Genomic DNA, 13,648 nt, shown 5'->3' with positions numbered 1-13,648 from the left:
CGCGATCTCCTCCAGCAGCTGGCTGTCCGGCAGCAGCTTGGCCACGGCCTGGGTGAAGAAGGCGCCCGACTGGTACGGGAAGTTGCCGGTCCGCTCGGCGGCGGCGCGGGCCAGGAACAGGGTCCAGATCACGTTGAAGATCATGAACAGGATCAGCCAGGCACCGCCCAGATGCGAACCGGAGAACCGGGAGTCGCGGCCGAGCTTCTTCGGCGAGTTCCTGATCCGGATGACCGCGAAGGCGATCAGCCCGACCACGCAGGCGAGCGCGATGAAATCCTGCAGGAAGCCCAGCACCGGCCAGGTCCCGATCAACGGAATGTGGAAGTCCGGGCGGCCGGTGACCGCGCCCTGGATGATCGCGCCGTACGCCTCGATGTAGACGGTCAGCAAGATGATGAACGCCCACATCACGAAGAAGTGCGCCACGCCGGACGGCGTCCATTTGAGCAGCTTCTTCTGGGCGAAAACCTCGACCAGCTGGGCCTTCAGCTCGGCTCCCGCATGCTGTTTCGCGTACGCGATCCGCTGCGGGGCCGGCTGGCCGATGGTCGCCAGCCGGTAGAGAAACAGCACCCGGCGGGCCGCCAGCGCGACCACACCAACCGTCATGACCAGCCCGATAATCGCTACCAGCAGCATGGCGCTCCTCCCTCAACGTCGACGTGACCACCATAGAACAATGCTCTGTAAGAATCGTTCAGGGGGCGACGTAACGCTGAATCGCGGGCGCGACCAGGGCGATCAACTCTTCCGGATCGGCCGAGGCCATCGGTTCGAGCCGGAGGATGTACCGAGCCATCAGCATGCCGAACATCTGCGCGAACGCGGCCTCCATCCGCAGCATCGGAATGCCGAGCGCCGCCGCCGCCCGGCCCAGCAGGGCGTCCGTCATGAACTCCCTGATCATGGCCACCGCCTGCTCGTTGGTGACGGCCGTCCTGATCAGCGCGAGCACGGGCTCCCGGGCCTGCGGATCGGCGGTGACGGTCAGGATGAACCGCACCAGCCGCTCACCCATCTCCTCGCGGGGCCCGTTGAGCAGGAGCGGCACGATCACGGCGGGATCGAACGGCACCCGCATGGCCGCGATGAAGACGCCCTCTTTCGTGTCGAAGTAGTGATGCACCAGCGCGGGATCGACGCCGGCGGCACGGGCGATGCCGCGAATCGTCGCCTTGTCGAAGCCCTTCTCGGCGAAGATCGTGCGGGCCGCGGTGAGGATCTGCCCGCGCGTGTCGGAAACCCCCGGCCTGCGCCCAGGGCGTCGGCCGGGACCGCGTGACTCGCTCATGAGCCCTCCGTGAGGCCCACGGCCAGTTGCTTGAGCTCCTGGAGGCCCTTGGGTTCGGTCAGGGCGGGAGATTGCTGGTGGGTCAGGGATTTGACGCCGACCGCCAGGTAGACCCGCATCGGGATGGTCATGTCGCCGTCCGGGAAGACGCGGATGATCTCGCCGCGCTCCCGGTCGAGCAGCCGGTCGGCCGCGGCCTCGGGCATCGCCGCCACGTACGAGTGGGAGCGGAGATCGGTCAGGAAGTCCTGGACCTGGATGTGGCGGGTCCAGTGCACCCACGTCTCCGAGACGCGCAGCCCCGCGGCGGCCATCGCGGCGCCGATCGGGGGCATGCTCCAGCCCGGCTGGGCCGGGCCGGTGTAGCCCGGCAGGTCGGCCAGGCGGATCTGGCAGGCGGCCAGCCAGTCGGCCTTGCCCGCGTCCACCGTGTTCCACCAGCCCGCCACCGCGCCGCCCGGCCTGGCCACCCGGATCGCCTCGGCGATCGAAACGGTCCGGTCCAGCCAGTGCCAGGACTGGGCGTACGTCACCAGGTCGGCCATGCCGTCCCGGAGCGGGAGCGAATTCCCGTCGGCCAGCAGGGCCGCGCCAGCCGTACGGGAACGGAAGAAGGCGAGCATCCGGGCGGCGCGGTCCACCGCGACCACCCGCACGCCGCGATCCAGCAGGCCGCGGGTGGAGATGCCGGTGCCCGCGCCCACGTCGACGGCGAACGCGCCCTCGAACCGGATGCCGGACAGCTCGGTCAGCGCCGCGTACAGGGCAGGCGGATATTCCGGGCGCGCGGCGTCATACGCCTCCGCCACGCGGTCGACGTCGAAGACCTGGTGGCTCATCGCTCGCCGTGGCTCATCTCTTCGCGGAGGAGGCGGCGAAGTGGAGCCGTGCGAAGGCCAGCGCTTCGGCCAGATCGTCGATCCGCTCGGTGCGGCCGACCGCCCTCCTCGTGTTGATCTCCAGCACGATCAGACCACCATAACCCGCGTTCGCCAGCCGCTCCAGCATCTGCGCGCACGGCTGGTTCCCCCGGCCTGGCACCAGGTGCTCATCCTTGTTGGTGACGCCGCTGCCGTCCGCCAGGTGCAGGTGGGCCAGGCGGTCGCCGAGCTTGGCCGCCATCTCCATGGCGTCGGAACCCGACACCGCGGTGTGCGACAGGTCCAGCGTCACCTGCGGGAAGTCGTGCTCGACCGGATTCCAGTCCGGCGCGTACGGCACGACCTCGCTGCCCCGGGCCCGGAGCGGGAACATGTTCTCCACCGCGAACACGATGTCGGTCTCCTCCCGCATCCTGGCCAGCCCGACCTCGAAGTCGCGCGCGTAGTCGCGCTGCCATCGGAACGGCGGATGCACCACCACGGTCTGCGCGCCCAGCCGCTGCGCCGCGTCCCTGGCCCGCTCCAGCTTGGCCCACGGATCCCGCCCCCACACCCGCTGGGTGACCAGCAGGCAGGGCGCGTGCACCGCGAGAATGGGCAGTTCGTAATGGTCCCGGAGGCGCTCCAGGACCTCCACGTCCTGACTGACCGGATCCTGCCCCACCATGATCTCGACGCCGTCGTATCCGAGCCGCGACGCCAGCTCGAACGCGTCCGGCGTCCGCTCGGGATAGACCGACGCGGTCGACAGCGCGATCTTGGCATTGGGAACCCGCACAACTTCCCGCCGGACACCGTCCGCGGGGTCGTCTCCGCCGATGTAGGTCCGCTCGCCGGGACTCATCCCCGGCTCCCCACCCGGACGCTCGCTAGCTCGCTCACCATTCCAGACTAAGCGAGCGAACCGCCGTGGCGGCCTAGCCGCCTATCGTGGTGCGATGCCGCGTATCCCCCGGGGGGCTGTGCCCAGCCCGAACATCTGGCACAACCCGCAGATTTACGAACTGGAGAACCGCGCGGTCGACCCGGACGGGGTGATCGATTCGGCTATTCAGGGGGTACGCACCTGGGTGGACGCCACGATTCTCGACATCGGCTGCGGGACGGGGTATCACCTGCCCGGATACGCCGCCACCGCCCGTCAGGTGATCGGCGTCGAGCCCCACCCCGAGCTGGCCGCCCTCGCCATCCGGCGGTGCGCACCGCTCCGGAACGTCAGCGTGCAGGTCTCCACCGCACAGGCGCTACCCGTCCCTGACACGTCCGTGGACGTGGCCGTCGCGCGGTGGGCGTACTTCTTCGGTCCCGGCTGCGAACCAGGCTTGAAAGAGCTCTCCAGGGCCGTACGGCGGGGCGGGGCGGCGTTCGTGGTGGATCTGGATGCTTCCCGGGGGGCGTTCGGGGAGTGGTTCCGGGAGAGTGCGCCGACGTATTCGGTGCGGACGGTGGAGGAGTTCTGGTCCCGGCAGGGGTGGGAGCGGGTGACGCTCGATCCTCGGATGGTGTTCGCGCGACGATCTGAGCTGGAGGCGGTGCTGCGCATCGAGTTCACACCGGCGGTGGCGAAGCGGGCGATCCGGGAGACGGCGGGGGTTGAGATCCCTTACCCGACAATCCTGCGCTGGCGCGCTTTCTGAGGAAGGCGGTTCTCCCACCCAGGCGAGATTGTCGGTGGGGGCCGGTAGCCTCCGGGCGTGAGTAAAGCTGCGAAGCCTTCGTACCGGTGTGGTGAGTGTGGCTGGCTGGCCGCCAAGTGGGTGGGGCGGTGTGGGGAGTGCCAGGCCTGGGGGACGGTTGAGGAGGCCGGGGCTCGGCAGGGTGTGAATGTGGTCAGGGGTGGCGCGGTCACCTCGCCTGCCGTACCGATTGGGCAGGTTAAGGCGGAGTTCGCGCATGCTCGGCCGACCGGGGTGGGTGAGTTGGATCGTGTGCTCGGCGGTGGTTTGGTGCCGGGGGCGGTCGTGCTGCTCGCGGGAGAGCCTGGGATTGGGAAGTCCACGCTGCTTTTGGAGGCTGCGGCCAAGACGGCGCAACACGACACGGTTTTGTATGTGACGGGGGAAGAGTCGGCGTCTCAGGTTCGGATGCGGGCTGACCGGATCGGGGCAGTAGAAGATCAGCTCTATCTGGCGGCCGAGACTGATTTGGGCGCGCTTGTCACTCATGTGGAGAAGGTTCAGCCGCGGTTGCTGATCGTTGACTCGGTGCAGACGATCGGGTCCGCCGACGCGACCGGGGTGCCCGGGGGCGTCACTCAGGTTCGGGAAGTGGCCGCGAACCTCACGCGGTTGGCCAAGGAACGCGGCATGACGACCGTGCTGGTCGGCCACGTGACCAAGGACGGTTCGATCGCCGGACCGCGCGTGCTGGAACACCTGGTCGACGTGGTCCTGCATTTCGAAGGCGACCGCAACTCCCGTCTCAGAATGGTCCGAGCGATCAAGAACAGGTTCGGCCCGATCGAGGAAGTCGGCTGTTTCGATCTGCACGAGCGCGGCATCACCGGCATCACCGACCCCAGCGGCCTGTTCATCTCCCGCCACCCCGAACCGGTCCCCGGCACCTGCGTCACCGTCACCATCGAAGGCACTCGCCCCATCCCCGCCGAACTCCAGGCCCTCGTCGGCCCCACCGAGGCCCCCCAACCCCGCCGAACCTCCTCCGGCCTCGACTCCTACCGGGTAGCCATGGTCCTCGCCGTCATGGAACGCCGCCTCAACGCCAAAATCGGCAAATGCGACGTGTTCACCGCGACCGTCGGCGGAATCCGCCTCACCGACCCGGCCGTCGACCTCGCGCTGATGCTCTCCGTAGTCAGCGCCGCAGGCGACAAACCCCTCCCCCAAGGCCTGGTCGCCTTAGGCGAAGTCGGCCTCGCCGGCGAACTCCGCCCGGTTCGCGACGTCCGCCGCCGCCTCGCCGAAGCCGCCCGCCTCGGCTTCACCCGAGCCCTGGTCCCCACCGGCTCCCTCGCCGCAGAAACCCTCAAACTCGACCCCGCCCCCGCCCGGGGCGACCTCGTCTCCACCCGCCCCTCCGGAATCCGTACCACGAACTTCTCACCCGGCTTCGACGTTACAGAGGCAGAGAACGTCTGGGACGCCCTGACGCACATCCGGTGAGCGAGCAGTTACCTCGGTAAACTGGACGGTGCTATGGGTCTGCTGAGTTGGGCAGGCTTGTCGCGAGGCGGATAGACCGTCTGGGCGCAGAGACACGACCAGCGGGGGTCACTGACGTGCATACCGACAAATCCTGGGACGAACGACGAAGAGCCACCCTGGCCTCTCTCGCCCCCGGAACAGCGCTTCGCGACGGCCTGGAGCGCATTCTGCGCGGCCACACCGGCGGCCTGATCGTCCTCGGCTACGACGCCACCGTCGAAGAACTCTGCACCGGCGGCTTCGAACTGGACGTCGAATTCGCCGCCACCCGGCTCCGCGAACTCGCCAAGATGGACGGCGCGATCGTCCTCAACGGCGGCGACCTGCGCATCCTCCGCGCCGCCGTGCACCTGGTCCCCGACCCCGGCATCCCCACCGACGAGTCCGGCACCCGGCACCGCACGGCCCAGCGGGTGGCCCGCCAGACCGACCACCCCGTGATCGCGATCAGCAAGTCGATGCGCATCATCGCCCTCTACCTGGCCGGCGTCCGCTACGTCCTGGAGGAGTCCGCCGCCATCCTCTCCAAGGCCAACCAGGCCCTGGCCACCCTAGAACGCTACAAACTCCGCCTCGACGAGGTCTCCGGCACCCTCTCCGCCCTCGAAATCGAGGACCTGGTCACCGTCCGCGACGTCTCCGCCGTCGTCCAGCGCCTCGAAATGGTCCGCCGCATCTCTGTGGAAATCGAAGGCTACGTAGTCGAACTGGGCACCGACGGCCGCCTCATCTCCCTCCAACTCGACGAGTTGGTCGGCGGCGTCGAGGACGACCTCGCCCTCACCATCCGCGACTACCTCCCCGCCTCCCACGCCCGCCTCCCACGCCGCGCCACCGAGGCCCTCGACGACCTGGACAACCTCTCCGCCCTGGACCTCCTGGACCTCACCCGGGTAGCCCAGATCCTCGGCCACACCGGCCCCGACCACCTTGACGCCCCCGTGAGCCCCCGCGGCTTCCGCCTACTGGCCCGCGTCCCCCGCCTCCCCACCACCATCGTCGACCGCCTCGTCGACCACTTCGGCGGCCTCCAGAAACTCCTCGCCGCCAGCATCGACGACCTCCAGGTCGTCGGCGGCGTAGGCGAAACCCGCGCCCGCAACGTCCGCGAAAGCCTCTCCCGCCTCGCCGAATCCTCAATCCTGGAACGCTACGTCTAACCCTGGAGCCCCGAAGCTGATCAACCGCCAGGAGCACCCGGAACAACTTCACCAGCGCGGGTTCAGCGGCGCAGTAACAGGCGGAGCAGGCGCAGTGCTCGGGCCCGGCGTTCGGAGTCGGTCGAGAACAGGTAGAGCGTGGCCGGGGCTCCGATCAGAAGGGCACCGACGGCGGCCACGGCGGTCAGATGGGAGAAGAAGCCCATGGGTGTCGTCCCTTTCGAGATATGAAGAGCCCATAAAGACGCACGCGCGGCGAACGTCGTAGGGGTCCAGCGCGCGTCACCCCCATCGGGAGGGTGCTTTCAGCATGCGACTCGATCGGACCGGTTCCGGTGATGTCTTCCAAGGTCTGCCGAGAGCTTCCGTAATGATCCGCGCTCTTCCGGTTTCTTCCAGGGAGACGGCTTCGTAGTCAGGCCGGGATGGATCCACCGATTGAAGGCTGTGGTTCCCCTTCGTCTGGGATGCTCGATAGCACCATGACGCAGCCTGATCTCCCCCTGCCTGGGGACAGCGCCCTGGAGACCCTGCGCGCGCATCTGCGACGTCTCCATGAGGAGAACGGGCTAAGCAGCTATCGGGAGATCGCCCGGCGCGCCGAGCACCGGATCACCCACACCACCGTCCGAGACGTGATCAAAGGGATCCGGCGGACCTCCTGGCGCTCGATGCGGTACGTGGTGATCGCCTTGCACGGGGATGTCGAGGAGGTCCGCCGCTTGTGGTTGGCCGCCCATGCGGCCTCGACCCCCTCCGATCCCACCCTGGGAGCAGCGGCTGCGGTACTGTCCGGTCCCGCCCTGCAGATATCAGCCGGAGATTTGTCCACCTCCACCCTGCGGGCATCAGCTGGAGAGCTGTCCGCCATCTCCCACCGCACGGACGTGGCCGACATCGCTCCAGAGCGGCTCTATGACCGCGAGCGGGAGCTTGCTGAGCTGGCGGCCTTTTGCGCCGGAGATCCGCCGTACACCGACCAGCCCTACCTGTGGTGGCAGGCCGGGCCGTGGGCGGGCAAAACCGCGCTGCTGTCCTGGTTCGCGCTGCACCCTCCGGCCGGGGTCGACGTGGTGTCGTTCTTCGTCACCAGCCGGTTCGCCGGCCAGTCCGACAGCAACGCGTTCATCGACGCGCTGATCAGGCAACTCGCATCCTTGGCGGGTGAACCACCCAAGGCGCCGCTGGAGGCCGGGGCGCGGCGGCGGCATCTTTCGCATCTGCTGCGCGGCGCGGCCCGCCAGTGCGCGATCGCGGACCGCCGGTTGCTGCTGATAGTTGACGGGCTGGACGAGGACACCGGCAAACTGATCGCAGCCGACCATCCCAGCATCGCGGCGTTGTTGCCCCTCCGCTGCCCGCCGGCTCTGCGAGTGCTGGTCGCCAGCCGCCCGGACCCCGAGCTGCCAGACGACGTGCCTGGCAGCCATCCGTTGCGCCGAATCGCACCCCGGCGCCTGACAGCGTCTCTGCACGCCCACCGCCTCGAGGTCGCGGCGAAGTATGAACTCGACCGATTGCTCCGCGGTCCCGCGGTGCAGCGTGAGGTGTTGGGGTTGTTGACCGCCTGCGGCGGAGGGCTCACGCTCACCGACCTGGAACAGCTCACCGGGCGACCCAGAGCTCGATCAGTTGCTCGGCGGCGTGTTCGGACGCAGCATCAGCAGCCGCCATGGGCCCGACGCAGAGGCCACCGCCGACCCCGGCAGGGAGCCGCCTGGGCCGGCGGTCTACTTGTTCGCCCACGAAACCCTGCGTCAGACGGCCGAACTGCGGTTCGGCGCCGCCCTCGCCGACCACCACGAGCGGATACACATCTGGGCCGCCTCCTACCGGGATAGCGGCTGGCCGCCGCATACGCCGCCATACCTGCTGCGCGGCTACCTCCGTCTCCTCGCTGCCGCCAGGGATATGCCCCGGTTGGTCGGCTTTGCCACCGACGCGGCCAGGCACGATTGGATGCGCGGCCGCACCGGCGGTGACGCGCTGGCGTTGGCCGAGATCGCCACCGTGACGGATCTTCTCATCCGGCAGCCCGCCCCCGATCTCGGCGCCTTGCTGTTGCTCACGGTCGCCCGCGACGACCTGGAGGAGCGCGGTGAACACACGCCGATCGGCCTGCCCGAGGTGTGGGCCGGGCTCGGTCGCCTCGACCGCGCCGTCGCGCTCGCGCACAGCATCACCAGCCCTTTTCTGCGTGCCTACGCTTTGCGGGGGGTGATCCGGGCCAGCGGCCCTCATCACGCCAACATCTGGTACGACGAAGTGATCACGGCCGCGACGGCCGTCACCCGTGACATCGCCAGCGCGTCCGCCCACCGCCCTGGTGGCTTCGGCCTTGATGCGGTGGCGGAGCTGGCAACGGCAGTCGCCACCGCCGGAGACCACGACCGCGCCCGCCGGTTGAGCAGGGCAGCAGAGGTCACTGCCCGCACGAACAGCCACACGCCGACCCACGACGCGGTCTTCAAGGAGCTGACGAACGCGGCCGTGGCCACAGGCGACCATGCCCGCGCAGAACAGCTCGCCCGGGCCCTCGAGTGGCCCGACGAGCGTGCCAAGGCGCTGATCACGGTGGCATCGGCGGTGGCCGCCGCCGGGGACCGGGCCCATGCCATCGAACTGGCCAGGGCCGCGAAGGCGGACCTCGACAGTTCCGATCCCACCATGTACGCCTGGGATCTGGCGAGTTTGTTACCGCCGGTGGCAGCAGCGGGAGAGCATGCGTGGTACCAGGAACTGGCCGAGGAGGCGGAGGCCGCCGCCTACGATCAAAAGCGCGACATGGACCGCGCCGATCTTTTGGCGGTGGTGGCGTCGTCGGCTGCGGCCGCCGGGGATCACGACCGCGCCATCCGGCTGGCCAAGGACGCGGTAGCGGCAAGCCATACGATCCCGTACACCGGGGAGCGCGCCGACACGTTGGGCAAGCTGGCGCGGGGGATGGCGGCCGTGGCGAGCTGTGACTGGTATCTGGAGCTGGTGACTCATGCTGAGGCCGCAGCCTATGCCGTCACCGATCACGCCCAGCGCGTCAACCTGCTGGCGCAACTGGTGGCCGCGGTGGCAGCCACGGGGGACGAGGACTGGTTCCAGGAGGTGGTTGGCCAGGCGAGAACGGCCGCTGGGAAGATCCCCGGAGAGAAGGACCGCGCCGACGGACTGAGCGACCTGGCCGCGGCGGTGGCAGCAGCCGGAGACCACGATCGCGCCGTCGAACTGGCCGCCGCTTCGGAAACGGCCGTGCGCGGGATCTTGGGATCGTATCTGCGCCCAGGTGTGCTGGGGAAACTGGCACCCGCGATGGCCGCCGCGGGCGATTACGACCGGGCCGAACAGATCGCCCGCGCCATCCCGAACGCCGGCAGCCGGGCTCAGGCACTGGCGCAGGTGGCAACAGGGATGACCGCTGCCGGAGCCCGCGAACGCGCCATCGAACTGGCCAGGGAGGCGGAGGCAGCGGCCCGCCGCTACCCGCATCCCTGGCCCTTGTGCGCGGTGGCCAATGCCGTGGTGGCCATAGGTGATGACGGCTGGTGCCGGGAACTGGCCGGGGAAGCGGAGCGGGGTGCCCGCGCTCTCAGCGACCCCCGACAACGGCCCGGGGCACTGGCCACCGTGGCAACCCTGGTAGCCGCCATCGGAGACTGCGGCCACGCCCTCGCGCTCGCGTCGGAGGTGGAGATCGACCTCGACACCGTGGCAGCCGACGACTACTCGCGAGCCAACGTTCAGGCCACGGTAGTGGCGGCGGTGGCAGCCGCCGGAGACTACGTCCGCGCCGAACGGCTCGCGCGTGGCATCACCAGGTATGCGTACCAGCAGGGCCACGCACTGGCAGCAGTGGTGGCAGCCGTGGCAGCCGCCGGGGACTACGTCCGCGCCAAACGACTGGCGCGGGAGATCACCGAGCCGCTCAGCCAGGTTGAGGCGCTGGGCAAGCTCGCGGCGGTGGTGGCCGCCTACGACCCCGAGCAGGCCGCGAGCCTCATCGCGCAGGCGGAAACCGCCGCCAGCGCGATCGAATCCACCGGGCAACGGGCCGGCGCCCTGGGCGAGCTGATGGCCAGGGTCGCGGACGGGAACGGGGCGGCCGTGTCGATACCGCTACTCGCGCAGGTGATCAATTCTCCGGGCTGGTCCGATGCGCTGCTTGCGGTGGGTCGTGTCGACCCTGCGGCGCTGTCCCCGCTCTGCGACCTGCTGCTCGCGCGGACCAACCGCTTCCTGCTCAAGTATCAATAACGCCTCATCGGGCTGGCCCGAGCAACTGGCCGTGCGTTGGCGGTCCGACCCGGTGGGGTTACTTCAGCTGGAAGACGTTGCGGGAGCTTTTGAGGGTGCCGTAGCGGGCCATGGCTACGTAGGTGCCCTTGTGGGCGAGGGGTGGGTCGGCGGTGCAGTTTTCGCCGGAGCGGTAGCGGGGCCATTGGATGGCGCGGACGAAGGGGACGCCGCGTTGGAGGATCTGGCGGTCGATGCCTTCGCCGGCCACGCAGTCGGCGGTGGACCAGACGCGCTGGCCGCCGGTGGAGATGCGCATTTCCAGGGCGCGTGGGCCCAGGTCGGCGGTGCAGGCAACGTGGCCGATGTTGACTACCGTGAGCAGGAATCCGGGGGTCTGGTCGCCTCGGTAGATGTCCTGGTTGGCGCGGAGGCTGACGACCAGGTCCCTGCCTTCGCAGGCGTCGCCGAGCTTGCGCGGCGGCGACGGGGACGCGGACGGCGATCCGGGGGACGGGCTGCCCGAGGGCGTGGGCGAGGCCGGGAGCGGGGAGATCTTCGGGGACGGCAGTGAGACGACCATCGCGTCGGTCGTGCCCGTCTTGGCGGCGGTCGTCGGCTTGTCCGAGCCGCTGGCGCAGGCCCAGGCCACGACGGCCACCACCACGAGCATGCCGGTCAGCACCGACACCCGGCGACGCCAGTAGACGTCACCACCCTCGACTCCAACATCACCACGGAACGTGTCCGGATCCATACGGACAGTATGGAGAGTCGTGGTCAGCTCTCCGTCACGCCTCGCCGAGGGAGATCGAGATGCGGAGTATGTGCGGTGTCACACGCCGCTAGAGTTCGACCGTGACTCTTCATGCCCCGATCCTCGACTGGTACGCGGAGCACAACAGAGATCTTCCCTGGCGCCGTCAGGAGGCGACCCCCTGGGGGATCCTGGTCAGCGAAATCATGCTCCAGCAGACCCCGGTCGTGCGGGTTCTCCCGATCTGGGAGGAATGGCTGGCGCGCTGGCCGACCCCGGAGTCCCTGGCGAAGGAAGCCCCAGGCGAAGCCGTACGCCACTGGGGACGTCTGGGGTACCCGCGCAGGGCGTTGAACCTGCACGCCTGCGCGAAGGCCATCACGGCCGATTTCGACGGCACCGTCCCCGCCACGTACGACGAGTTGCGCACGTTGCCGGGAATCGGTGACTACACGGCGGCGGCGGTGGCCAGTTTCGCGTACGGGGGGCGGCATGTCGTGCTCGACACGAACGTGCGCCGGGTGCTGGCGCGGGCGGTCCGCGGCGAGGAGTTCCCGCCGACGGCGACCACCGCCCCGGAGCGCAAGCTGGCCGAATCGCTGATCCCGGCCGTGGACGCGCCGCGCTGGGCGGTCGCGGTCATGGAGCTCGGCGCCCTGATCTGTACGGCTCGCGCCCCCCGCTGCGCCGACTGCCCGGTCGCCGGCCGCTGCCAGTGGCTCCTCACCGGCAAACCCGCCCATGACGGCCCGCCCCGCCGCGGCCAGACGTACGCCGGGACCGACCGGCAGTGCCGGGGCGCCCTGCTCGCCGTGCTCCGCGACTCCCCCGGCCCGGTCCCCAAGGCGGCCCTGGACGCCGCCTGGTCCAACGCCGAGCAACGCGAACGCGCCCTGGACGGTCTGCTGACCGACGGCCTCGCCGAACTTCTCGACGACGATTTCTACGGCTTGCCGACGTAATCTCACGAGAATCGCCGATCTGGAGGATCAACCGGGAAAACGGTTTCGCGCCACCGGTTGTAGTACTACACTTCGTAGAGCGAATCTGGCCAAGTCTCGCCCAAGTGGATCACAAGTCGCCGTTCTTACGGTGAGACCGCTGCCGACGTCACCCGCGCGGCGTACAGGGAAATCAGCTGCGGGGCGGACGCGGAGACCGGTGCACGAGAGCAAGCTCGCCGTACCGGGCCGGATTCCCGGTACGGAGGGACTCGTGTCGCATGCGGCCAGGACAGGTTGTGTGGGCCAATGGGGTCGGAGCTTGGAGGCATCGATGCGGCTGCGCCATGAGGATGGGACGCTGGTTCATCTGGCGTACAACGCGGGCGTTCATCCCGCGGAGGACCTGGAGAACCTGATCGCTCACCTGACCCGATACGCGGTGCCGGTGCGCAAGCGCCTGAACGTCGACCGGCTCGGGATCGGGCTGTGGCTGGCGCCTCCGGTGGCCGACCACCTGATCGCCGACCGGATCGAGCTGGTACGGCTCCGCCGGTCGCTGGAGGAACGCGGCCTTGAGGTGGTGAGCCTCAACGGAACCGGTGGCCGGAACCAGGAAGCGCCCGGTCCGGACTGGGCCAAGCCCGAGCGGTATCGGTACACGATGGCGCTGGCGAAGATCCTGGCGTTTCTGCTGCCGGAGGATGTTCGGTTCGGGAGTATCTCCACGATTCCGATCGGCTGGCGGCGGGATTGGCCGGCTGATCTGCACTCGATCGCGTCCCGGCGGCTGGAGCGTCTCTCCCGCGAGCTGCGCGGTCTGTACAGCGTGACCGGGAAGACCATTCGGGTCGGGTTTGAGCCGTGGCCCGGTTGTGTGCTGGAAACCACCGAGCAGGCCCTTCAGCGGGTCTGCGGGATCGACTCCGAGCACCTCGGCGTCTGCCTGGACGCCTGTCACCTCTCCTGCGGCTCCGAAGAGACCGCCTCCGCCCTGCGCGGCCTCGCCCTCGCCGGCGCGCCCGTCGTCAAACTGGGCCACGTCCACAACCACAGCCATGAGATCCCGAGCACCCAGGGCGTCCTACAGGACACCCTCACCGCGCTCCTCTCCGGCGCGGTCAACGGCAGCGCCCACATCGAAGTCGAAGCCCACGACTGGACCACCCCCAAAACCAAGGGCCCCGCGGCCTTGGTGGCCCGCCTCGCCGACGACTTGGACTGGAC

Annotated in this window: 12 protein-coding genes and 1 pseudogene; 7 read left to right on the top strand and 6 right to left on the bottom strand. The window is 69.2% G+C overall.

The annotated features are described in order from the left end of the window. The 4 genes and pseudogenes from Acor_RS40880 to Acor_RS40865 form a co-directional block, all read right to left on the bottom strand. Positions 1-642, bottom strand: a pseudogene (locus Acor_RS40880) (Fe-S oxidoreductase); the annotation flags it as partial. A 58-nt stretch (positions 643-700) separates the two neighbouring features. Further along, positions 701-1,294, bottom strand: coding sequence for a TetR/AcrR family transcriptional regulator (locus Acor_RS40875; RefSeq protein WP_155342134.1), 594 nt, complete (start codon positions 1,292-1,294; stop codon positions 701-703). After that, positions 1,291-2,133: a class I SAM-dependent methyltransferase gene (locus Acor_RS40870; protein WP_155342133.1), complete on the bottom strand. Its 843-nt coding sequence runs from the start codon at positions 2,131-2,133 to the stop codon at positions 1,291-1,293. The genes Acor_RS40875 and Acor_RS40870 overlap by 4 nt, the downstream gene beginning before the upstream one ends. Positions 2,134-2,146: 13 nt before the next feature. After that, the gene (locus tag Acor_RS40865) at positions 2,147-3,019 is read right to left on the bottom strand and encodes a sugar phosphate isomerase/epimerase family protein (protein ID WP_155342132.1); all 873 of its coding nucleotides are present in this window, start codon (positions 3,017-3,019) and stop codon (positions 2,147-2,149) included. A 94-nt stretch (positions 3,020-3,113) separates the two neighbouring features. Here Acor_RS40865 and Acor_RS40860 point away from each other — a divergent pair, with 94 nt between their 5' ends. The 3 genes from Acor_RS40860 to disA all read left to right on the top strand — a co-directional run bounded on the left by Acor_RS40860 (position 3,114) and on the right by disA (position 6,499). After that, the gene (locus Acor_RS40860; protein WP_155342131.1) at positions 3,114-3,812 is read left to right on the top strand and encodes a class I SAM-dependent methyltransferase; all 699 of its coding nucleotides are present in this window, start codon (positions 3,114-3,116) and stop codon (positions 3,810-3,812) included. A gap of 57 nt (positions 3,813-3,869) precedes the next feature. Beyond that, positions 3,870-5,297 (top strand): DNA repair protein RadA, encoded by a 1,428-nt coding sequence (radA, locus tag Acor_RS40855; RefSeq protein ID WP_155342130.1) that lies wholly within the window; start codon positions 3,870-3,872, stop codon positions 5,295-5,297. A gap of 116 nt (positions 5,298-5,413) precedes the next feature. Continuing rightward, positions 5,414-6,499 carry a DNA integrity scanning diadenylate cyclase DisA gene (disA, locus tag Acor_RS40850; RefSeq protein WP_155342129.1) on the top strand — a complete coding sequence of 362 codons (1,086 nt, stop codon included), beginning with the start codon at positions 5,414-5,416 and terminating at the stop codon, positions 6,497-6,499. Between the two features lie 62 nt (positions 6,500-6,561). On the opposite strand, the gene Acor_RS40845 is transcribed toward disA, so the two are convergent. Next, a complete protein-coding gene (locus Acor_RS40845) occupies positions 6,562-6,705 on the bottom strand; it encodes a hypothetical protein (RefSeq protein WP_155342128.1) in 144 nt (47 codons plus the stop codon). Between the two features lie 276 nt (positions 6,706-6,981). Between Acor_RS40845 and Acor_RS40840 the strand changes: the two genes are divergently transcribed. Together Acor_RS40840 and Acor_RS40835 are read left to right on the top strand one after the other, a co-directional pair. Beyond that, positions 6,982-8,340 (top strand): P-loop domain-containing protein, encoded by a 1,359-nt coding sequence (locus Acor_RS40840; RefSeq protein ID WP_155342127.1) that lies wholly within the window; start codon positions 6,982-6,984, stop codon positions 8,338-8,340. Next, positions 8,234-10,744: a hypothetical protein gene (locus Acor_RS40835; protein ID WP_155342126.1), complete on the top strand. Its 2,511-nt coding sequence runs from the start codon at positions 8,234-8,236 to the stop codon at positions 10,742-10,744. Before Acor_RS40840 ends, Acor_RS40835 begins: the two co-directional genes overlap by 107 nt. Before the next feature lie 58 nt (positions 10,745-10,802). Here Acor_RS40835 and Acor_RS40830 read toward each other — a convergent pair whose 3' ends face one another. Beyond that, entirely contained in the window at positions 10,803-11,480 is a 678-nt protein-coding gene (locus Acor_RS40830; protein WP_155342125.1) for a hypothetical protein, read from the bottom strand. A 101-nt stretch (positions 11,481-11,581) separates the two neighbouring features. Here Acor_RS40830 and Acor_RS40825 point away from each other — a divergent pair, with 101 nt between their 5' ends. Both Acor_RS40825 and Acor_RS40820 read left to right on the top strand, forming a co-directional pair. After that, entirely contained in the window at positions 11,582-12,442 is an 861-nt protein-coding gene (locus Acor_RS40825) for an HhH-GPD family protein (protein WP_155342124.1), read from the top strand. Between the two features lie 313 nt (positions 12,443-12,755). Then, on the top strand, positions 12,756-13,648 hold an 893-nt coding region (locus Acor_RS40820), incomplete at its 3' end, for a TIM barrel protein (protein ID WP_155342123.1).

The organism is Acrocarpospora corrugata (genome assembly GCF_009687845.1).
Taxonomy (GTDB): Bacteria; Actinomycetota; Actinomycetes; order Streptosporangiales; family Streptosporangiaceae; genus Acrocarpospora; species Acrocarpospora corrugata.
Note: the sequence above shows the minus strand (reverse complement) of the source record. Positions and strands in the feature narration are given on the sequence as shown.